The following is a 20,946-nucleotide window of genomic DNA, read 5'->3' as shown; positions in this document are numbered from 1 at the left end:
CCGGTCTGTAGAGAGGGAGCTGCCGCGAGATGCTTATGCGCTTTATGTTGCTGATGTTGGCATTCACGAGCCTGTCCAGCCAGGCGCAAACCATCAAAGAGAATATCGCCTTCGCGGTGATTGGCGAGCCGAAATACGCGGTCAATTTTACGCACTTCGATTACGTCAACCCTGCCGCGCCAAAAGGCGGTAAGGTCACGCTTTCCGCCACGGGAACCTTCGACAACTTCAACCGCTACGCCCTGCGCGGCGTGGCGGCCGCGCGTACGGAATCGCTTTACGATACGCTCTTTGTCACCTCCGATGACGAGCCCGGCAGCTACTATCCGCTGATTGCCGAGAACGTGCGTTACGCCGATAACTTCGCCTGGGCGGAAATCTCGCTGAACCCGCGGGCACGTTTTCACGATGGCACACCGGTGAAGGCCAGCGACGTTGCGTTCACCTTCCATAAATTCATGACCGAAGGCGTCCCCCAGTTCCGCATCGTATATAAAGGCGCGTCGGTCAGAGCCATCGCGCCGCTCACTGTGCGCATTGAGCTGAACGAACCGAACAAAGAGAATATGCTCAGCCTGTTCTCGCTGCCGGTGATGCCGGAATCGTTCTGGAAAAATCATAAGCTGAGCGACCCGCTTTCAACGCCTCCTCTGGCTGGCGGCCCCTACCGCATTACCGACTGGCGAATGGGGCAATATGTCGTTTATTCCCGCGTCAAAGACTATTGGGCGGCCAATCTGCCGGTCAACCGCGGACGCTGGAACTTCGACACCCTTCGCTATGATTACTACCTCGACGATAACGTGGCGTTTGAAGCGTTCAAAGCCGGGGCATTCGATTTGCGCGTCGAGAGCAGCGCCAAAAACTGGGCGACCCGCTATATCGGCAAAAATTTCGCCAAAGGCTATATCGTCAAAGACGAACACAAAAATGAATCTGCCCAGGACACCCGCTGGCTGGCGTTTAATATTCAGCGTCCGGTATTTAATGACCGCCGGGTGCGGGAAGCCATCTCCCTGGCCTTTGATTTTGAGTGGATGAACAAAGCGATGTTTTACGGGGCTTATAGCCGCGCCAACAGCTATTTTCAGAATACCGAATACGCCGCGCGCGATTATCCGAAAGCCGACGAGCTGGTTCTGCTGGCCCCCCTTAAAGCAGAGGTACCGCCAGAGGTGTTTACAACGGTGTTTCAGCCGCCCGCATCGAAGGGTGACGGTTACGACCGCGACAACCTGCTCAAAGCCAGCAAGCTGCTGGATGACGCAGGCTGGCACCTGAAGAATCAAAAACGTGTGGATGCCAAAACGGGCAAGCCTCTCAGCTTTGAACTGCTGCTCTCGTCCGGGGGCAACGACCAGTGGGTGCTGCCGTTTAAGCACAACCTTGAGCGGCTGGGCGTGACCATGAACATTCGCCAGGTTGATAACGCGCAGATCACCAGCCGCATGCGCAGCCGTGATTACGACATGATGCAGCGCCTGTGGCCCGCGCAGCCGTGGCCTAGCTCGGACCTGCAAATCTCCTGGGCCTCCAGCTACATCGACTCCTCGTACAATGCGCCGGGGGTAAAAAGCCCGGCGATTGATGCGCTGATTGCGAAAATCGTGGCGGCGCAGGGGGATAAAGACAAGCTCGTGCCGCTCGGGCGCGCCCTCGACAGGGTCTTAACCTGGAACTACTACATGCTGCCGATGTGGTATATGGGCGAAGATCGCCTTGCGCGCTGGGATAAGTTCTCCGTGCCTGCCGTGCGCCCGGTCTATTCTCTGGGCTTTGACACCTGGTGGTATGACGTTAACAAAGCCGCCAGACTTCCCGCTGAGCGGCGATAAGGAATTATCATGGGTGCCTATCTTCTCCGCCGTCTGCTGCTGGTCATCCCCACCCTGTGGGCCATCATCACGATTAACTTTTTTATTGTGCAAATCGCTCCCGGTGGGCCGGTCGATCAGGCCATTGCCGCCATAGAATTTGGCAACAGCGGCGGCATGCCGGGCGGCGGCGGTGAAGGGATGGGCGCCAGCCATGCGCGAACCGGCGTAGGGAATATCAGCGAAAGCCATTACCGCGGCGGACGCGGGCTGGATCCGGAGGTGATCGCCGAGATCACCCACCGCTACGGCTTTGATAAACCGATTCACGAGCGCTATTTCAAGATGCTCTGGGATTACATCCGCTTTGATTTTGGCGATAGCCTGTTTCGCAGTGCGTCAGTGCTGACGCTGATCAAGCAAAGCCTGCCGGTTTCGATCACGCTCGGGCTGTGGGGTACGCTGATCATCTATCTGGTCTCTATACCGCTTGGGATCCGCAAAGCGGTGTACAACGGCAGCCGGTTCGATATCTGGAGCAGCACGTTCATCATTATCGGCTATGCCATCCCGGCGTTTCTGTTCGCCGTTCTGCTGATCGTCTTTTTTGCCGGGGGCAGTTATTTTGATCTCTTCCCGCTGCGGGGGCTCGTCTCCGCCGATTTCAGCTCCCTGCCGTGGTACCAGAAAATCACCGACTACCTCTGGCATATCACGCTGCCGGTTCTGGCCACGGTCATTGGCGGGTTTGCGGCCCTGACCATGTTGACCAAAAACGCCTTTCTCGATGAAATTCGTAAACAGTACGTCGTCACGGCCCGCGCTAAAGGCGTGAGCGAAAAGCAGATCATGTGGAAGCACGTGTTCCGCAACGCCATGCTGCTGGTGATCGCCGGATTTCCGGCCACGTTCATCAGTATGTTTTTTACCGGCTCGCTGCTGATAGAGGTGATGTTCTCGCTTAACGGTCTGGGCCTGCTGGGCTATGAGGCCACCGTGTCGCGTGATTATCCGGTAATGTTCGGCACGCTCTATATTTTCACCCTGATTGGCCTGCTGCTGAATATCATCAGCGATATCAGCTATACGCTGGTCGATCCCCGAATCGATTTTGAGGGCCGATGATGCCGCGTTTAAGCCCCGTCAACCAGGCCCGCTGGGCCCGCTTTCGCCACAACCGCCGCGGCTACTGGTCGCTGTGGATTTTTGCCGTGCTGTTTGTCTTAAGCCTGTTTTCAGAACTGATCGCTAACGATAAACCGCTGCTGGTGCATTTTAACGATCGCTGGTACGTGCCGGTCATCGCCAATTACAACGAAAGCGACTTTGGCGGCCCGTTTGCGACGCCGGCGGAGTATCAGGATCCGTGGCTTCGCCAGCAGATTGAGCAGCACGGCTGGGCGCTCTGGGCGCCGGTGCGTTTTGGCGCAAACAGCATTAACTTCGCCACCACGACCCCCTTCCCTTCCCCGCCCTCCGCGCAAAACTGGCTGGGAACGGATGCAAACGGCGGCGACGTGCTGGCGCGCATCCTGTATGGCACGCGTATTTCGCTTCTCTTTGGGCTGATGCTGACGATCTTCTCCAGCGTGATGGGCGTCGTGGCGGGTGCCATTCAGGGCTACTACGGCGGGAAAATTGACCTCTGGGGCCAGCGGGTGATTGAGGTCTGGTCAGGCGTGCCGACGCTCTTTCTGATCATCCTGCTTTCCAGCGTCGTACAGCCCAACTTCTGGTGGTTATTAGGCATTACCGTCCTGTTCGGCTGGATGGCGCTTGTCGGTGTGGTCAGGGCCGAGTTTCTGCGCACCCGTAATTTCGACTATATTCGTGCCGCGCAGGCGCTTGGCGTGAGCGACCGCGGGATCATCTTCCGCCATATGCTGCCCAACGCCGTGGTGGCAACGCTCACCTTCCTGCCGTTTATTCTGTGCAGCTCCATCACCACCCTCACCTCACTGGATTTTCTCGGTTTCGGGCTACCGTTGGGTTCCCCGTCGCTCGGCGAACTGCTGCTGCAGGGCAAGAACAACCTGCAGGCGCCGTGGTTAGGCATCGCCGCCTTTCTTTCCGTGGCCGTGCTGCTGTCGCTGCTGATTTTTATTGGCGAAGCCGTGCGCGATGCCTTTGATCCGAACAAGGCGGTTTAAAATGACCCAGCCCCTGCTCCGTATTGATAACCTGTCGATTGCCTTTTCAAAACAGGACGAGACGCGCACCGTGGTCAGCGACCTGACGCTGCAGATCCAGCGCGGTGAAACGCTGGCCCTGGTGGGTGAGTCGGGTTCAGGCAAGAGCGTTTCGGCACTCTCCATCCTGCGGCTGCTGCCTTCTCCGCCGGTGAGCTACCCGCAAGGGGATATCCTTTTTCACGGCCGTTCGCTGCTGCACGCCGACGAACAGACCCTGCGCGGCATTCGCGGCAACAAAATCGCGATGATCTTTCAGGAGCCGATGGTGTCGCTTAACCCGCTGCACAGCCTGGAAAAACAGCTCTATGAAGTGCTCTCCCTGCACCGTGGGATGCGCAAAGAGGCCGCGCGGGGAGAAATTCTGGATTGTCTTGAACGCACAGGCATACGCAATGCGGCCAAACGGCTGAATGATTTTCCGCATCAGCTCTCCGGCGGCGAACGCCAGCGCGTGATGATCGCCATGGCGCTACTGACGCGCCCCGAGCTGTTGATTGCCGACGAGCCCACAACGGCGCTGGACGTGACGGTACAGGCGCAAATACTGACGCTGCTGCGGGACCTGCGTGACGAGCTAAACATGAGCCTGCTGTTTATCACGCACAACCTGAGCATTGTGAGAAAGCTGGCCGACAGCGTCGCGGTGATGCAAAACGGCCGCTGTGTTGAACAGAATGCGGCGTCCACGCTGCTGAGCGCGCCGCAACACCCCTATACGCAGCGCCTGCTCGACAGCGAACCCTCCGGCGACCCGGTTCCCCTCGACGCTGACAGCACGCCGCTGCTGCGCGTTGAGGATCTGTCCGTCTCGTTCCCGATCCGCAAAGGTATTCTGCGCCGCATTGTCGATCGCAACCCGGTGTTAAAAAATATCCGCTTCTCGCTGCGCCCGGGCGAATCCCTCGGGCTGGTGGGCGAATCCGGCTCGGGTAAAAGCACCACCGGTCTGGCGCTGCTGCGCTTAATTGCCTCACAGGGCGAAATTCTGTTTGACGGCATGCCGCTGCACCGCTGGAACCGGCGGCAGATGCTGCCCGTACGTCCTCGCATGCAGGTGGTCTTTCAGGATCCCAACTCCTCGCTTAACCCGCGGCTCAGCGTGTTACAGATTGTCGAAGAGGGCCTGCGCGTCCATCAGCCCGGCCTGAGCGCGCAGCAGCGCGAGCAGGAGGTCATGCGGGTAATGGTTGAAGTGGGTTTAGATCCCGAGACGCGCCACCGCTATCCTGCGGAATTTTCCGGCGGGCAGCGCCAGCGTATCGCCATTGCCCGCGCGCTGATCCTGAAACCAGAGCTAATTATTCTGGATGAACCGACGTCGTCTCTGGACAGGACCGTACAGGCGCAGATCCTGGCGCTGCTTAAAGGGCTACAGGAAAAGCACCGGCTGGCCTATATCTTTATCAGCCATGATTTGCAGGTGGTGCGGGCGCTATGCCATCAGGTGATTGTGTTGCGACAGGGAGAGGTGGTCGAGCAGGGAGAGTGCAAGCGCGTATTTAACGCGCCAACGCAGCGCTACACGCGCCAGCTGTTGTCGTCAGACTAGCGCTCAGAATGGATACTGGCCGGAGAAAGGCTCTGCAATAGCAACGCCAAAATTTTTCAGGCGGCAGGTGGCAGCAAACTCGTCCTGGCTTTTCACAAACAGGCACGGCTCCCCTTCGCATTCCAGCACGGAGCTGTCCACTTCGATATCCGTCAGGGCCTGACTGAGACGCTCCATCACCCGCCATGCATTTTCATCGCTCGGGCTCAGCAGCTTGAGCGCCACCAGGCAGTTTTCACAGCCCGCGACGTTTTGCGGAATCGGTTCAACTTTCGAACCAGCAAAACCCGCCGACCAGCGATAGCTCTGGGGCAAGCGATGGACAATAGAAAGTTGTAATGTATTCACGTTCGTTCCCCGGAAGCAAAATTTACTTCACAATTTATTTACATTTATAGTAACACATCATCGCCAGCCTGCACTATTCAGCACTTTTTTATCGGTATTCAGGCTCGCGTCGGCGCTATATGTACCCGTTTCTGCGATCTAACTCAACCTTTTTGAATACAATGATGTGACTTTTTACACAAATAGATTTTACATAAAATAAACAAACACGGCATAAACGAACGGGGGTTTGGTTGATATGCATCAACAAAAAAGGCCCTGCCGGGCCTTCTCTGTGTTTTAGTGGGCCGCTTTTCGCGGTCGACTGGCGTAAAGATAGAAGAGTATCGAGCTGGTTGCGCAAAAAGCCATCGCCCACAGCATGGGCCATGCCGTCGTAAAGGTGGCCATAGAAAGCAACGCGCCAACGATAGCGCCGATGCCGAAGCGGAACGTCCCCGCCAGGGAAGAGGCGGTCCCCGCCATGTGCGGGAACTCATCCAGAATCACCGCCATCGCATTGGACGACACCATCGACACGCAGCCGACAAAGGCCGCTACGCCGACCACCAGCGCCCAGAAGCCCACGCCCAGAAACGCGCTCACCACCAGCCAGATCGCCATCACAAACTGGATCCACAGCCCCGCGCGAAACATGTTCAGCGCCCCCACCCGCCGGACAAAGCGGCTGTTGATGATGGTCATGATGAACAGGAAGACGATGTTAAGCGCAAAGTAATAGCCGAAGTGCTGCGGCGACACGTGGTTAAGCTCGATGTAGACAAACGGCCCGGCGCTCAGGAAAGAGAACATTCCGGCAAAGCTGAACCCGCTTGCCAGCATATAGCTGAGCACGCGCTTGTGGCGAAACAGCGAGGCAAAGTTGCCGATGGTGGTACGGATGTGAAACTTCTGGCGGCGCTCGACGGGAAGCGTTTCATCTATAAAGAAGAAGATCATTGCCGAGGCCAGCAGCGCGGCCAGGGCCAGGATCCAGAAAATCACATGCCAGCTGAACCACACCAGCACCGCACCACCCGCCATTGGCGCCACCAGCGGCGCAATCGTCGTCACCAGCATCACGAACGACATCATGCGGGAGAACTCTTCCTTCGGGTAGATATCGCGCATCAGGGCGTTAATCACCACGCTTGCCGCTGCCGCCGCCAGACCATGGAAGAAGCGCATGATAATCAGATGATCGATGGTCTGGGCCAGCGCACAGGCAACCGCAGCGGCCGCAAAGACCAGCGTCCCGCCCAGAATGACGGGCTTGCGTCCAAGGCTGTCCGCCATCGGGCCATAAAACAGCTGGCCAAGGGCAAAGCCGAGAATATAGGTGCTGAGCGTCATCTGCGCGCTGCCCGCCGGGACGCCAAACTGCGCGGAAATGACCGGCAGCGCGGGCAGGTACATATCAATAGACAGCGGCATCAGCATGGCCAGCAGGCCAAGAATGAAGACGATTTTGAACGACGAGTGTGGCCTGATGGTCACAGGGTTCTCCTGAAATTAGTGCGAAGGCAGACCGACGCTGGCGATCTCTTCTTCCGTTAACGGACGGTATTCGCCTGGCGCAAGGTCGGGATCGAGTTCAATCGCACCAATCCGTTCGCGATGCAGGCCAACAACGTGGTTCCCCACCGCGGCAAACATACGTTTCACCTGATGGTAGCGCCCTTCGCTGATGGTCAGACGGACCTCCGTCGGGGTGATGACTTCAAGCACCGCCGGTTTAGTCAGATCTTTTTCATTATGCAGCTGCACGCCTTTCGCGAAGTGCTCAGCCGTGTCATCCGACACCGGTGACTCCAGCGTGACCAGATAGGTTTTCTCGCAGTGGTGGCGTGGAGAGGTGATGCGATGCGACCACTGACCGTCGTCGGTCATCAGCACCAGACCGGTGGTGTCGATGTCGAGGCGGCCTGCGGCATGCAGCTTGTGCGCCACCGGTTCGTCGAGGAAATAGAGCACCGTCGGGTGATCCGGATCGTCCGTTGAGCAGACGTAGCCTTCCGGCTTATTGAGCATGAAGTAGCGAGGACCGTGCTGCTGGGTCAGCGGATTGCCGTCGTACTCCACCTGATGGTCAGGTTGCAGTTTGAACGCGCTGTCTCTCACAATGTCGCCATCCACGGTAACGCGGCTGGCGCGAATTTCGCGCCCGGCAATAGCGCGGCTTACGCCGAGTTGCTGAGCGATAAACTTATCAAGTCGCATGAAATCTTTTTAGCCTTAATGGTGCAGGAAGTCGGACAACAGGTCCGAAAATAGAAGCAGTCTGGAACGGTTCAGTATAATGGTCTGGTTGCGCCACTCAAGGGAAAAAGTTTCGTGGCATACTATCTATACCCTAAATAATTCGAGTTGCATGAAGGCGGCAAAGGAGTGAATCCCCGGGAGCTTACATAAGTAAGTGACCGGGGTGAACGAGTGCAGCCAACGCACAGGCAACTTGAAGTATGACGGGTATATGTGCGGAATAACGAAACCGAGACACCATGACTTTTACACTTCGTCCCTATCAGCAGGAAGCCGTTGACGCCACCCTCGCCTGGTTCCGTAAACATCGCGAGCCGGCGGCGATTGTGCTCCCGACCGGTGCAGGCAAAAGCCTGGTCATTGCCGAACTGGCGCGTCTGGCCCGTGGCCGCGTGCTGGTGCTGGCGCACGTTAAAGAGCTCGTCGCGCAAAACCATGCCAAGTATTGTGCACTTGGACTGGAAGCCGACATTTTCGCCGCCGGTCTAAAGCGTAAAGAGAGCCACGGCAAGGTGGTGTTTGGCAGCGTGCAGTCGGTGGCCCGCAATCTGGATCTGTTTCGCAGCGAATTTTCGCTGCTGATTGTCGACGAGTGTCACCGCATCAGCGATGACGACGACAGCCAGTATCAGCAAATCCTGACGCACCTGAAAGACGTGAACCCTCACCTGCGCCTGCTGGGCCTGACGGCGACCCCGTTTCGTCTGGGTAAAGGCTGGATCTATCGTTACCATTATCACGGCATGGTGCGCGGCGATGACAAGGCCCTGTTTAGCGACTGCATCTACGAGCTTCCGCTGCGCTACATGATTAAACATGGCTACCTGACGCCACCTGAACGGCTGGATATGCCGGTGGTGCAGTACGATTTCAGCCGCCTGCAGGCGCAGAGCAACGGGTTATTCAGCGAAGCGGATCTTAACCTGGAGCTGAAAAAGCAAAAGCGCATTACGCCGCATATCATCAGCCAGATTGAGGAGTTCGCCGCGACGCGTAAAGGGGTGATGATCTTTGCCGCCACCGTTGAGCACGCGCGCGAAATCACCGGGTTACTGCCCTCCGGCGACGCGGCGCTCATCACCGGCGAGACGCCCGGCCCGGAGCGCGACCGCCTGATTGAGGCCTTTAAAGCCCAGCAGTTCCGCTATCTGGTTAACGTGTCGGTGTTGACTACCGGCTTTGACGCCCCGCACGTCGACCTGATCGCTATCTTGCGCCCGACCGAATCGGTCAGTCTGTATCAGCAAATTGTTGGCCGCGGCCTGCGTCTGGCGCCGGGGAAAACCGACTGCCTGATTCTGGATTATGCCGGTAACCCGCACGATCTCTATACGCCTGAGGTCGGCGCGCCAAAAGGAAAAAGCGACAACGTGCCCGTGCAGGTCTTTTGCCCTGCCTGCGGGTTTGCCAACACCTTCTGGGGCAAAACCACCGCCGACGGCACGCTGATCGAACATTTTGGCCGCCGCTGTCAGGGCTGGTTTGAAGATGATGAAGGGCATCGCGAGCAGTGCGATTTTCGTTTCCGCTTCAAAAACTGCCCGCAGTGCAACGCCGAAAATGACATTGCCGCTCGCCGCTGTCGGGAGTGCGACACGGTGCTGGTTGACCCGGACGACATGCTGAAAGCGGCGCTAAAGCTGAAAGATGCGCTGGTGCTGCGCTGTTCCGGCATGGCGCTACAGCCCGGCGCCGATGAAAAAGGCGAATGGTTGAAAATCACCTATTACGACGAGGACGGGGCGGACGTCAGCGAGCGCTTCCGGGTCCAGACGCCTGCCCAGCGAACGGCCTTCGAACAGCTGTTTATTCGCCCGCACACCCGCACCCCGGGCGTGCCCCTGCGCTGGATCACCGTGGCCGATATCGTGCGCCAGCAGGTGCTGTTGCGCCATCCGGATTTTGTCGTCGCCCGTAAGAAAGGCCAGTACTGGCAGGTGCGCGAGAAGCTCTTTGACTACGAAGGTCGCTTCCGTCGCGCCAACGAATTGCGCGGTTAGCGGGACTTTTCATTGATGTGAGGGGCATTTGAGTATAAAATGCCGCCCGCTTCACATCCGTGAGGCAGAACACTCACCTGCTGCTGGGTCGCCTGTAGTAGGGTTTTAAATACAGAGAGAAATCAATGTTCACTATCGAAGCAGAAGTACGTAACGTGCAGGGTAAGGGTGCGAGCCGCCGCCTGCGTACCGCTAACAAGTTCCCGGCTATCGTTTACGGTGGCGAAGCTGCTCCAGTTGCAATCGAACTGGATCACGACAAACTGTGGAACCTGCAGACCAAAGCTGAATTCTACAGCGAAGTTCTGACCATCGTTGTTGGCGGTAAAGAAGAAAAAGTGAAAGTTCAGGCTGTTCAGCGTCACGCGTTCAAGCCAAAACTGACTCACATCGACTTCGTTCGCGCGTAATCGCAAACCTGTCGAAAAAAACCCCGCTTCTGCGGGGTTTTTTGTGCCTGTTATTTACCGCCCGAGGTGCGGCGCTGAAGCTGATCGCGCAGATTCGGCGGCGTCCCCTTAATGGTCAGCGTATCGGTGGCCGGATCCCAGAAGATACGTTCCCCCAGCAGCATCGCATCAAAGTTGATGGTTAACCCGCCGCCGCTGCCGGCAAACTTGGTTAACTGACGCAGCGTGCTGCGATCCGCCGGGAAGCTCTCTTCAAGCTCATAGCCCTTCTCTGCGGTAAATTCCTGGAAGCTGACTTCGCTGACGCCCGCCAGCTCTTTTGACAGCGACTCCAGCTCAATCTCTTCCCCAGCCTGCAGCTGTTCGTTGCAGTAGCTGTAAACCTGCTGGCGCACCGTCTGGCGCTCAGATTTATCAAGCTGCGCTTCGGCTGTGAAATCGTCAACCGCCTGGAGCAGCCCTTTGTTCTGCGCTTTGGCGTTAAGCCCTTCACTGGCACCGAGGAAGTCCATGAAGAAATCCGCCACTTTGCGGCCCACGCGTCCCTTCAGGAAAGTCAGGTAGCGGGTCGACTCCGGGTTGGTTTCCCACTCGGTCAAATCAATACGCGCCACGATATCCGCATGGTTGATATCCAGATAATGCGTCGAGCTGATATCCAGCTGCTCGTTCACGCGCATGCTGCTTAAGTTATTCAGCACGGTAACCAGCAGGTACTCGACCGCCAGGTAGCGGTAGTGGCAGAACAGCACGATCCCGCCGTCGGCGAACGGATATTTTGCCAGCTCATCGCGCAGACGCCCGGTTGCCGCACGGCTAAACGCCAGGAAATCCTCTTCACCCTGGCGCTGCAGGCGCAGGCTATCGGCCAGTTCACTCTCTTCGCTGAACAGCCCATAGGCTTTATTTTTGGCGCTGTAGACGCGATGCAGCTCTGCCATCATCTCCACAACGGTCGCCGTAGGTTCCAGTAACGAATCGCGTAGCACCACTTCGAGGGTTTGCTCATCGCGCTTGATAAGCTGGTGCAGGGCAATCTGGTTGATTTCCAGACTCATGATAAACTCTCCTTTTAGACCGGGCGGTATTCAACCACCACCAGGACATGTGTGCAACAACAGATAAAAAAGGGGAAAAAAAGCTGTTGCTACGGTAATATGTTGCCCTTTCATCAACAAACTGATTTTGATTTATGCCACAACATTCCCGCTACAGTGATGAACACGTTGAACAACTGCTCAGTGAGCTGGTCAACGTACTGGAAAAACATAAAACGCCGACCGATCTCTCCCTGATGGTTTTGGGAAATATGGTCACCAACCTGATTAACACCAGCGTTGCTCCGGCTCAGCGTCAGGCGATCGCAAAATCTTTCGCCCAGGCTTTACAGTCGTCCGTCAGCAACGACCCGGCCCATTAAGGGATACGAACAACAGTTTATGGTGACGAATCGTCAGCGCTACCGTGAAAAAGTCTCCCAGATGGTCAGCTGGGGGCACTGGTTTGCCCTGTTCAACATTCTGCTGGCGACGGTCATTGGCTGTCGTTATCTGTTTGTCGCAGACTGGCCAACAACGCTCACCGGGCGTATCTACTCCTGGATAAGCGTTGTCGGTCACTTTAGCTTTTTGGTTTTCGCCACCTATCTGCTGATCCTGTTCCCCCTGACGTTTATCGTCATGTCGCAGCGTCTGATGCGATTCTTGTCCGCCATCCTTGCGACTGTGGGGATGACGCTGCTGCTTATCGACAGTGAAGTGTTCACCCGCTTCCACCTGCATCTCAACCCCATCGTCTGGGAGCTGGTGATTAACCCCGACCAGAACGAAACGGCCCGCGACTGGCAGCTGATGTTTATCAGCGTCCCGGTGATCCTGTTGATTGAGATGCTGTTTGCCACCTGGAGCTGGCAAAAACTGCGTAGCCTGACCCGCCGACGCCATTACGCGAAGCCCGTCGCCGCGCTCTTCTTCGTCTCCTTTATCAGTTCGCACATCATGTATATCTGGGCGGATGCGAACTTCTATCGTCCTATTACTATGCAGCGCGCGAACCTGCCGCTCTCGTACCCGATGACGGCCCGTCGCTTCCTCGAGAAACATGGCCTGCTTGATGCGCAGGAGTACCAGCGCCGTCTTATCGAGCAGGGTAACCCGGAAGCCGTCAGCGTGCAGTATCCTCTGAGCGACCTGCGCTATCGCGATATGGGCCGCGGGCAAAACGTCCTGCTCATCACCGTCGACGGCCTGAACTATTCCCGTTATGAGAAGCAGATGCCAGCCCTGGCCAATTTCGCGAGTCAAAACGTCACGTTTACTCAGCACATGAGCTCCGGTAACACAACCGACGCGGGCATCTTTGGCCTCTTCTATGGCATTTCAGCCGGATACATGGACGGCGTACTCTCTACCCGCACGCCTGCGGCGCTGATCACCGGGCTGAATCAGCAGGGCTATCAGTTAGGGTTGTTCTCATCCGATGGCTTTAACAGCCCGCTCTACCGCCAGGCGCTGCTGTCTGATTTCTCACTGCCGGCGGCACAGAATCAGTCCGATGCGCAGACCGCCAGCCAATGGATAAACTGGCTGCAGCGCTATGCCCAGGAAGATAACCGCTGGTTCTCATGGGTTGCCTTTAACGGTACAACGCTTGCTAACAGCAACAAGAGTGATTTCGCGCGCCGCTACGGCCGCGCGGCGGGTGATGTTGATGCGCAGATTGCCCGCGTGCTTGACGCGCTACGTGAGTCCGGCAAGCTGGACAACACCGTGGTGATCGTGACGGCAGGCCATGGCGTCCCGTTAGGTGACGAGACGAAGAGCATGAGCTGGTCACGCCCTAACCTGCAGGTTCCGCTGGTCATCCACTGGCCGGGCACCCCGGCGCAGCGCATCACTATGCTTACCGAGCATAAAGATGTGATGACCACCCTGATGCAACGCCTGCTGCACGTCAGCACGCCGGCAAACGAGTATTCGCAGGGCCAGGATCTCTTCAGCGCCGCGCGCCGCCATAACTGGGTTACGGCAGCAGGGAATAATACGCTGGTGGTGACCACGCCGAAGCTGACGCTGGTGCTGAACAGCAACGGGAATTATCAGACGTATAACCTGCAGGGTGAGCGGCTGAAAGACCAGAAACCGCAGCTGAGCCTGCTGCTGCAGGTCCTGACGGATGAGAAGCGTTTTGTCGCTAACTGATTAATAATAAACCAGTTAGCGACGGATTTCCTTGCATTCAAAACGGAATCGAGTAGTATTCTTTCTATGCGTCGGCACGTAGCGCAGCCTGGTAGCGCACCGTCATGGGGTGTCGGGGGTCGGAGGTTCAAATCCTCTCGTGCCGACCAAAAATACATTGAAAACCAGCCTCTTATGGCTGGTTTTTTATTTCGCCTCGTCCGGCGTTTTGCGCAGGTACACAAGCGTTACCAGACAAATCACCGCCCCGGCATAAAACGTATATTCCGCCCCAAACGTTTCCCAGATGGCTCCTGCCCCCAGGCTGGCGACTAACAATCCCACGCCGCTGACCAGACTAAAAATGCCGTAGGCGGTACCGCGCAGATCCGCAGGCGCCGTTTTTGCGATCATTGCCGCCAGCAGCCCCTGCGTCATCCCCATATGCACTCCCCAAAGCGCAACGCCCAGAAGCATTCCAGCCCAGTGGGTGCTCAGCGCCAGCACAATATCTGCTCCAATCAGCATCACCAGACCCCACTGCAGTAGCCGGGTGTGGCTCATCCGGTCCGATAACTTGCCAAACGGATAGGCAGAGAGGAAATAGAGCAGATTCATGGCTACCATCACCAGCGGGATCAGCGCCAGCGGCACCCCCGACTGCTGTGCGCGCAGAACAAGAAAGGCTTCACTGAAGCGTGCGAGCGTGAAGATGGCCCCCAGACCAATAACCCACCAGCAGCCTTTCCCGAGACGCCTGAGGTTCTCTTTTTTGATGGGGTTCGTGCGTTTATGTTCGACGGGCGTTTTCGGCTCATGCAGGCCGAAGAAAAGCAGCGCCACGGCGAGCACGCCGGGGATCACCGCGATCCAGAAAATCGTGCGGAAATCATCGTTCCACAGCAGCATCAATCCTACGGCCAGCAGCGGCCCGAGAAATGCGCCGATGGTGTCCATCGACTGACGCAGCCCAAAGGCCGCGCCGCGAAGTTCCGGCGGCGTAACGTCAGCAACCAGCGCATCGCGCGGCGCTCCCCGGATCCCCTTCCCGACCCGGTCGATTAAGCGTGCCCCCAGAATCATGCCGGAAGAAGAGGCGATAGCGAACAACGGTTTACTCAACGCGCCAAGACCGTAGCCCAGAACCGCCAGCCCTTTACGCTTGCCCAGATAGTCACTGATGGCACCGGAAAACACCTTGATAAACAGCGCAGTGGCCTCAGCCAGGCCTTCAATCAAACCAATGAAAATGACGCTGGCGCCCAGCGTCGTGACCATAAACAATGGCAGCAGGCTGTGAATGATCTCCGAAGAGATATCCATCAACATACTTACTCCACCGACCACCCAGACACCTTTTGGGATCTGGCGGAGCGTGGCAAACCGGGATTGCATTAAGCCTCTCCTGCTTTCTGTAAACAAAGGTGCTCTCAACAGAATATCCTGGAAAGGCGAATAAAAATTATCAGGCATAAAAAAAGCCACCCCGCAGGATGGCTTCGATATCGCAAATCGGCGTCTAGTGTTTATCACGTCCGCCCAGGAAGAAAATGCCCAGCGGGATGGCCAGCAGAACGGTGAATACCAGACTGTAGACAAAGATCATCGCCGACTGCAGGACGTACATGCTGGTTGTCCAGGCAGAGAGAGGAATGTTGTACTGTTCGATGACGCCAACAATCGTGGCACGCCCCACGCACGCGGCAGCAATCATAAACACGACCAGCAGCGCCAGGAGGAACTTGCGGCCTTCAGGCGTTTTCAGTTTTGCACGAACCATCTCTCTTCCCTTTTACAGATGAATAACATTATAGAGGGTCTAAAATAACACAAACGCCTGCCGGACTCCACGCCAGTACAAATCTCCACTTAAGTGGCAAATATATGGTTTATTACGCTATTAATATTGAAAATGTAAGTAAATAACACCAATCATTCACAGTCGCTATGTTAACCTGTGCAAGATCGTTTTGACATAAAGGAATGACAATGAAAAACGCACCTAAATTTGCCATCGCACTCATCGCCGCCGCGTGCGTCAGCACCAGCGCTTTCGCCAGCGAAACACCTAAAGCGCAGCCGCTGGAAAAAGTCGCCCCGTATCCGAAAGCGGATAAAGGGATGACGCGTCAGGTGATTCAGCTTCCGGTTCAGCAGGATGAAGCGAACTACAAAGTGGAGCTGTTAATTGGCAAGACGCTGGAAGTGGACTGCAACCAGCATCGTCTGGGTGGTCAGCTGGAAAGCAAAACGCTGGAAGGCTGGGGTTACGACTACTACGTCTTTGATAAAGTCACCTCTCCGGTCTCCACCATGATGTCCTGCCCGGATGGCAAGAAAGAGAAGAAATTTGTGACCGCCTATCTGGGCGACAACAGCCTGCTGCGCTACAACAGCAAGTTGCCGATCGTGGTTTATACGCCTGAAAATGTGGAAGTGAAGTATCGCGTGTGGAAGGCTGAAGAGAAGATTGAGCAGGCTGTCGTACGTTGAAATTAAGTCGGGTGGCGGCTTCGCCTTACCCGACCTACAAAACAACACCGAACATAGGCCGGGTAGGCGTCAGCGCCACCCGGCTTTTTTACCTTACAGCGCGATATCCGCAACCGGTTTGTTTTCCGGCTGAGGCTTCAGCTCCGCTTTTGGCGCAGCATCCGCAGCCTGCGGTTTGATGTACTGCAGCTGCAGTACGCGGCTGGTGTATTCCAGCTCCTGCTCCGTCGCGCTCACGTTACCGTTCAGCTTCGTGCCGTAGGATGGAATAATGGTTTTCAGCTTCGCCTGCCATTCCGGACTGGCGACTTTATCTTTAAACACTTTTTCCATCAGGTGCAGCATGATTGGCGCAGCGGTAGACGCACCCGGTGACGCACCCAGCAGCGCGGCGATGGTGCCGTCCTTATCGCTCACCACTTCGGTGCCCAGACGCAGCACGCCACCCTCTTTCGGATCGCGCTTGATGATCTGCACGCGCTGACCCGCCTGCCACAGACGCCAGTCTTCTTTCTTCGCCTCAGGATAGTACTCTTTCAGCGCTTCGAAACGGTCGTCGTCAGAGAGCATCACCTGGCTAATCAGGTATTTCACCAGATCGAAGTTATCCAGCCCCACGTCCATCATCGGCTTGACGTTAGAGGTGGTGGTTGCGCTGAGCAGATCCCACAGGGAGCCGTTTTTCAGGAATTTAGTGGAGAAGGTCGCGAACGGGCCAAACAGCACCACGCGTTTGCCGTCAAGCATACGGGTATCGATGTGCGGAACAGACATTGGCGGCGCGCCCACGGAAGCCTGACCGTACACTTTTGCCAGATGACGATTCACCACTTCCGGGTTATCGGACACCAGGAACTGACCGCCCACCGGGAAGCCCGCGTAGTCATCCGCTTCCGGAATACCGGACTCCTGCAGCAGTTTCAGCGCGGCACCGCCCGCACCGATAAAGACAAACTTCGCCTTGATGACGTGCTCGGCTTCGTTGTTTTTCAGATCGGCAACGGTCACGCTCCAGCTGTTATCCGCGTTGCGCTTGAAACCGCGCACTTCGGTGCTGAGCTGCAGGTTGAAGTTCTCTTTTTTCTTCAGTGACGTCACCAGCTGACGGGTAATTTCACCGTAGTTGACGTCGGTACCAATTTCGGTACGGGTCGCCGCCACTTTCTGGTTCGGGTCACGACCTTCCATGACCAGCGGAGCCCACTCTTTAATCTGCGCGTGGTCTTCAGAGTATTTCATTCCGCGGAACAGCGTGCTCTGCTGCAGTGCGGCGTAGCGCGCGCGCAGGAAGTTGACGTTCTGCTCGCCCCACACAAAGCTCATGTGCGGTACGGTGTTGATGAAAGAGTGCGGGTCGTGCAGTACGCCGCTGTTGACCTGGTGAGACCAGAACTGGCGAGATACCTGGAACGCCTCGTTGATCTCTACCGCCTTCTCGATACTAATGGAACCGTCCTTTTTCTGCGGCGTATAGTTCAGTTCCATGAGTGCCGAATGGCCGGTACCGGCGTTGTTCCAGCCGTTCGAACTCTCCTGCGCCACGCCATCAAGGCGCTCGACCATGGTCATTGACCAGTCCGGCTGCAGTTCTTGCAGATAGGTTCCCAGCGTGGCGCTCATGATACCGCCACCGATTAAAAGGACGTCCGTTTCCTGCTCTTTTGGTGCGTCAGCTTTCGCCGCCATAGAGACGGTGTTAAGCCCCACGGCCAGAGAAAAGAGCATGGCAGTCATTTTTTTCATAATTTATGCCTTAGTGTAAAAGTGCTTGATGCGTGGAAATTGCAGGTGAAACAAGCTGCGGGGGCACGGTAACAACTTTTAAATATTGTTTAAAGGTTACGAAATTATTGTAATTGTGAAATTTAATGATGGATTGTTTGTGAGGAATTATCGAAGCGTCTGGTAAAGCGCGGTTTAACTGGCTAGTATGTTGCGTTTTGTGATCGCGCGCACGGAAGCCTGCCCTAACCAGCGAAACGTTATGTCCCTACCCCATTCTGCTGTCTCTCCCGAAAACCGTGTCGCCAGCGTGCTGCGTTCCCCTAAACAGCTGACGCGTGAAACGCTGGCTGGCGTGATTACCGCCCTGGCGCTGATCCCCGAGGTCATCTCATTTTCGGTGGTGGCGGGCGTTGACCCGAAGGTCAGCCTGATCGCTTCCGTGGTGCTGTGTCTTGCCCTGTCCGTGCTGGGTGGTCGCCCGGCGATGGTCACGGCCGCGGCCGGTTCCGTGGCGCTGGTTATTGGACCCATGGTGCATCAGCACGGCGTACAGTACATTCTTCCCGCCGTGCTCATGGCTGGCGTAATTCAGATTCTGTTTGGCGTGCTGGGCATGGCCAGGCTGATGCGCTTTATTCCCCAGTCGGTCATGACCGGGTTTGTTAACGCCCTCGGGATATTGATTTTCTTTGCGCAGGTTCCGCATTTCTGGAGCCGAAGCCCGCTGATTGTAGGCCTGTTCGTGCTGACGGTACTGATCGTGCTGTGGGTGCCGCGCTATTTCAAAAGCATCCCTTCCCCACTGATTGCGATTGTGCTGTTAACCTTGTTTACCGTTTCAACCGGGCAAAACCTGCCGACCGTGGGCGATGAAGGCGCCATGAGCGGCGGCTTGCCGGGTCTTAGCGAACTTCTGGTCCCCCTCAATCTACAGACGCTGAGCATAATCTGGCCGTGCGCGTTGAGCATCGCGTTTGTCGGCCTGCTGGAATCCCTGCTGACCGCAAAGCTGGTGGATGAGCTGACCGCGACGCCGTCAAGTAAACGCCGCGAAAGCATTGGATTAGGCGTCGGCAATATTCTGGCCGGATTTTACGGTGGGATTGCGGGCTGCGCGATGATCGGACAAACCATCGTTAACGTAGAGATGGGGAAAGGCCGAAGCCGAATTTCAACCTTCGCTGCGGGCATCGTGCTGCTGATCCTGGTGACGGCGCTCAGCGACGTGATGGCCAACATCCCGATGGCGGTGCTGGCGGGCATTATGGCCATCGTCGCCGTTAAAACCTTCAGCTGGCACAGCCTTCAGCCGGCCACGCTGAAAACGGCCCCGATTGCAGAAACGGTCGTCATGCTGGTGACCGTTGCCGCCACGGTATCAACCGGCAATCTGGCGATTGGCGTGCTGGGCGGGATTATCGTCATGGTGCTGCTTCCCGCCCGCATTAAGCGTCGGCTTAAAGCAGAAAAATCGTCGCCAGCCCAAGAAAAATAAAGAAACCGCCGGTATCGGTGATGGCGGTGATCATCACGCTCGACCCCACCGCGGGGTCGCGCCCCAGTTTGGTCATGGTCAACGGGATAATGACGCCCATCATCGATGCCACGAGCAGATTCAGCACCATCGCCAGCATCATCACGCCGCCTAACGCCATATCGTCATACAGCCACCAGGTGATGCCGCCCATAATGCCGCCCCACACCAGGCCGTTGATCAGCGCCACGCCCATCTCTCTGAAGATCAGAAAGGCGAAGTTGCCGGGCTGAATATTCTCCAGCGCCAGCGCGCGAACAATCATCGTGATAGTCTGATTGCCGGTATTGCCGCCAATCCCGGCCACAATCGGCATCAGCGAGGCCAGCGCCACCAGCTGCGAAATGGTGTGTTCAAAGCCGTCAATCACGCGGGAGGCGATAAACGCGGTACACAGGTTAATGGCCAGCCACGCCCAGCGCGTTTTCACCGCCTTGCCGACGGAAGCATGGACGTCATCTTCCGCGCTGATCCCCCCCAGCGCACGCAGGTCGTTATCGGTTTCTTCATAAACGACGTCAACGATCTCGTCGATGGTCAGACGCCCCATCAGTTTGCCGACGGAGTCCACGACGGCGGCACTCACGAGGTCATCACGTTCGAAGGTACGCGCCGCTTTTTCCGCATCGTCCTCCGGGGAGAAGACCATCGGCTCGTTTTCCATCACCTCGCTCACCTTCCGCTGGGTGCTGTTGAGCAGGATGGTTTTCAGCTCCAGTTCGCCGAGGAGGGTTTTATCCCGGGAGGTGACAAACAGCTTATCGGTGTTATCCGGCATTTTGCCCAGGCGGCGCAAATAGCGCTGCACGGTGCCGAGCGTCACGTCCGGGCGCACCGTGATAACGCCGAACTCCATAATCGCGCCGACGCTGTTTTTCTCGTAATGCATCACCTGACGCACGCGCGCGCGTTCATCGGCAGGCAGTGACGCCAGCAGGCGGCCGGTCAGGTTTCGCGGCAGGTGTTGAACCAGGTAAATCTGTTCGTCGATATCCAGCGTTTGCAGGGCGTCGAGGATGTCCCGATCGCTCATCTCATCGATCAGGTCGTCCCAGACGTTTTCCGAGGCCTCAAGCAGCACCTGTCCGCGCTCGTGATCCTGCACCAGCCTCCACAGGGCATGACGCTCTTCCGAGGGAAGCGCTTCAAGGGTGTCCGCCAGATCCGGCGGGGGTAAGTGAGCAACCAGCGCACCTACCTCAGCAATATCGTCGGCTAACGTGCCGACATCATATTGCTCAGCCAGGGTCAGTTTGCCTAATAGCGTAGACGTGACCGCTTTATCGGTCGTGAGAAGCCAGATCAGTCGCGCACGTTCCTGGTCACGCTGTCTGGCGCTGTTTTTCTTTAATACCGACATCAATCATAAATCCATGAAATAAGTTGGTATTAAGCATAGCGCGAGGATATGTAAATAAGAATAAACAACGGGCCGGGATGGAGAAAAAAGCGGCATATCGT

At 56.7% G+C, this 20,946-nt stretch carries 18 protein-coding genes and 1 tRNA gene; 11 read left to right on the top strand and 8 right to left on the bottom strand.

Going from position 1 to position 20,946, the window contains the following annotated elements; translation table 11 throughout:
* The first annotated feature begins 29 nt into the window (after positions 1-29).
* From AA74_RS0120440 to yejF, 4 genes are read left to right on the top strand one after another with little or no spacing between them, the layout of a single operon-like run.
* Positions 30-1,835 (top strand): extracellular solute-binding protein, encoded by a 1,806-nt coding sequence (locus tag AA74_RS0120440; RefSeq protein WP_025913177.1) that lies wholly within the window; start codon positions 30-32, stop codon positions 1,833-1,835.
* Positions 1,836-1,844: 9 nt separating this feature from the next.
* Positions 1,845-2,939, top strand: coding sequence for a microcin C ABC transporter permease YejB (locus tag AA74_RS0120435; RefSeq protein ID WP_008500949.1), 1,095 nt, complete (start codon positions 1,845-1,847; stop codon positions 2,937-2,939).
* Positions 2,939-3,964, top strand: coding sequence for an ABC transporter permease (locus tag AA74_RS0120430; RefSeq protein WP_025913176.1), 1,026 nt, complete (start codon positions 2,939-2,941; stop codon positions 3,962-3,964). Before AA74_RS0120435 ends, AA74_RS0120430 begins: the two co-directional genes overlap by 1 nt.
* Position 3,965: 1 nt before the next feature.
* Positions 3,966-5,555 (top strand): microcin C ABC transporter ATP-binding protein YejF, encoded by a 1,590-nt coding sequence (gene yejF, locus AA74_RS0120425; RefSeq protein WP_025913175.1) that lies wholly within the window; start codon positions 3,966-3,968, stop codon positions 5,553-5,555.
* 3 nt (positions 5,556-5,558) lie between these two features.
* Here yejF and AA74_RS0120420 read toward each other — a convergent pair whose 3' ends face one another.
* From AA74_RS0120420 to rsuA, 3 genes are all read right to left on the bottom strand, one after another.
* Complete coding sequence (locus AA74_RS0120420) at positions 5,559-5,903, bottom strand: YejG family protein (protein ID WP_008500952.1); 345 nt, start codon at positions 5,901-5,903, stop codon at positions 5,559-5,561.
* Between the two features lie 279 nt (positions 5,904-6,182).
* The gene (locus AA74_RS0120415) at positions 6,183-7,379 is read right to left on the bottom strand and encodes a Bcr/CflA family multidrug efflux MFS transporter (protein WP_025913174.1); all 1,197 of its coding nucleotides are present in this window, start codon (positions 7,377-7,379) and stop codon (positions 6,183-6,185) included.
* Between the two features lie 15 nt (positions 7,380-7,394).
* On the bottom strand, positions 7,395-8,102 hold the full coding sequence (gene rsuA, locus AA74_RS0120410) for a 16S rRNA pseudouridine(516) synthase RsuA (protein ID WP_021241522.1): 708 nt from the start codon (positions 8,100-8,102) through the stop codon (positions 7,395-7,397).
* Between the two features lie 281 nt (positions 8,103-8,383).
* On the opposite strand from rsuA, the gene AA74_RS0120405 reads away from it, so the two are divergent.
* Together AA74_RS0120405 and rplY are read left to right on the top strand one after the other, a co-directional pair.
* Positions 8,384-10,144, top strand: coding sequence for a DEAD/DEAH box helicase (locus AA74_RS0120405; protein ID WP_025913173.1), 1,761 nt, complete (start codon positions 8,384-8,386; stop codon positions 10,142-10,144).
* Between the two features lie 125 nt (positions 10,145-10,269).
* Complete coding sequence (gene rplY / locus AA74_RS0120400; protein ID WP_008500956.1) at positions 10,270-10,554, top strand: 50S ribosomal protein L25; 285 nt, start codon at positions 10,270-10,272, stop codon at positions 10,552-10,554.
* 50 nt (positions 10,555-10,604) lie between these two features.
* Here rplY and yejK read toward each other — a convergent pair whose 3' ends face one another.
* Complete coding sequence (gene yejK, locus AA74_RS0120395) at positions 10,605-11,612, bottom strand: nucleoid-associated protein YejK (protein ID WP_008500957.1); 1,008 nt, start codon at positions 11,610-11,612, stop codon at positions 10,605-10,607.
* Positions 11,613-11,746: 134 nt separating this feature from the next.
* Here yejK and AA74_RS0120390 point away from each other — a divergent pair, with 134 nt between their 5' ends.
* The 3 genes from AA74_RS0120390 (at position 11,747) to AA74_RS0120380 (ending at position 13,903) form a co-directional block, all read left to right on the top strand.
* Complete coding sequence (locus tag AA74_RS0120390) at positions 11,747-11,974, top strand: YejL family protein (RefSeq protein WP_008500958.1); 228 nt, start codon at positions 11,747-11,749, stop codon at positions 11,972-11,974.
* 19 nt (positions 11,975-11,993) lie between these two features.
* Positions 11,994-13,754 (top strand): LPS biosynthesis-modulating metalloenzyme YejM, encoded by a 1,761-nt coding sequence (gene yejM / locus AA74_RS0120385; RefSeq protein ID WP_023294051.1) that lies wholly within the window; start codon positions 11,994-11,996, stop codon positions 13,752-13,754.
* A 72-nt stretch (positions 13,755-13,826) separates the two neighbouring features.
* Positions 13,827-13,903 (top strand) — tRNA-Pro (locus AA74_RS0120380).
* A gap of 37 nt (positions 13,904-13,940) precedes the next feature.
* Here the strand turns inward: AA74_RS0120380 and AA74_RS0120375 are convergent.
* Together AA74_RS0120375 and AA74_RS0120370 are read right to left on the bottom strand one after the other, a co-directional pair.
* Positions 13,941-15,128: an MFS transporter gene (locus AA74_RS0120375; RefSeq protein WP_023294093.1), complete on the bottom strand. Its 1,188-nt coding sequence runs from the start codon at positions 15,126-15,128 to the stop codon at positions 13,941-13,943.
* Between the two features lie 124 nt (positions 15,129-15,252).
* A complete protein-coding gene (locus AA74_RS0120370; RefSeq protein WP_010433451.1) occupies positions 15,253-15,513 on the bottom strand; it encodes a DUF2534 family protein in 261 nt (86 codons plus the stop codon).
* Positions 15,514-15,722: 209 nt separating this feature from the next.
* On the opposite strand from AA74_RS0120370, the gene eco reads away from it, so the two are divergent.
* A complete protein-coding gene (eco, locus tag AA74_RS0120365) occupies positions 15,723-16,226 on the top strand; it encodes a serine protease inhibitor ecotin (RefSeq protein WP_025913171.1) in 504 nt (167 codons plus the stop codon).
* Between the two features lie 93 nt (positions 16,227-16,319).
* Here eco and mqo read toward each other — a convergent pair whose 3' ends face one another.
* Positions 16,320-17,969, bottom strand: coding sequence for a malate dehydrogenase (quinone) (gene mqo, locus AA74_RS0120360; RefSeq protein ID WP_023325740.1), 1,650 nt, complete (start codon positions 17,967-17,969; stop codon positions 16,320-16,322).
* A 187-nt stretch (positions 17,970-18,156) separates the two neighbouring features.
* Here mqo and AA74_RS0120355 point away from each other — a divergent pair, with 187 nt between their 5' ends.
* Complete coding sequence (locus tag AA74_RS0120355; RefSeq protein ID WP_025913169.1) at positions 18,157-19,446, top strand: SulP family inorganic anion transporter; 1,290 nt, start codon at positions 18,157-18,159, stop codon at positions 19,444-19,446.
* Here AA74_RS0120355 and mgtE read toward each other — a convergent pair.
* Positions 19,409-20,845: a magnesium transporter gene (gene mgtE, locus AA74_RS0120350; protein WP_021241530.1), complete on the bottom strand. Its 1,437-nt coding sequence runs from the start codon at positions 20,843-20,845 to the stop codon at positions 19,409-19,411. The two genes, AA74_RS0120355 and mgtE, sit on opposite strands and share 38 nt — an antisense overlap.
* Positions 20,846-20,946 lie beyond the last annotated feature (101 nt).

Source organism: Enterobacter sp. 5-4 (genome assembly GCF_000612205.1).
GTDB classification, from domain to species: domain Bacteria; phylum Pseudomonadota; class Gammaproteobacteria; order Enterobacterales; family Enterobacteriaceae; genus Enterobacter; species Enterobacter roggenkampii.
The sequence above is the reverse complement of the archived record's forward strand: the minus strand, read 5'-3'. Positions and strand labels throughout refer to the sequence as shown.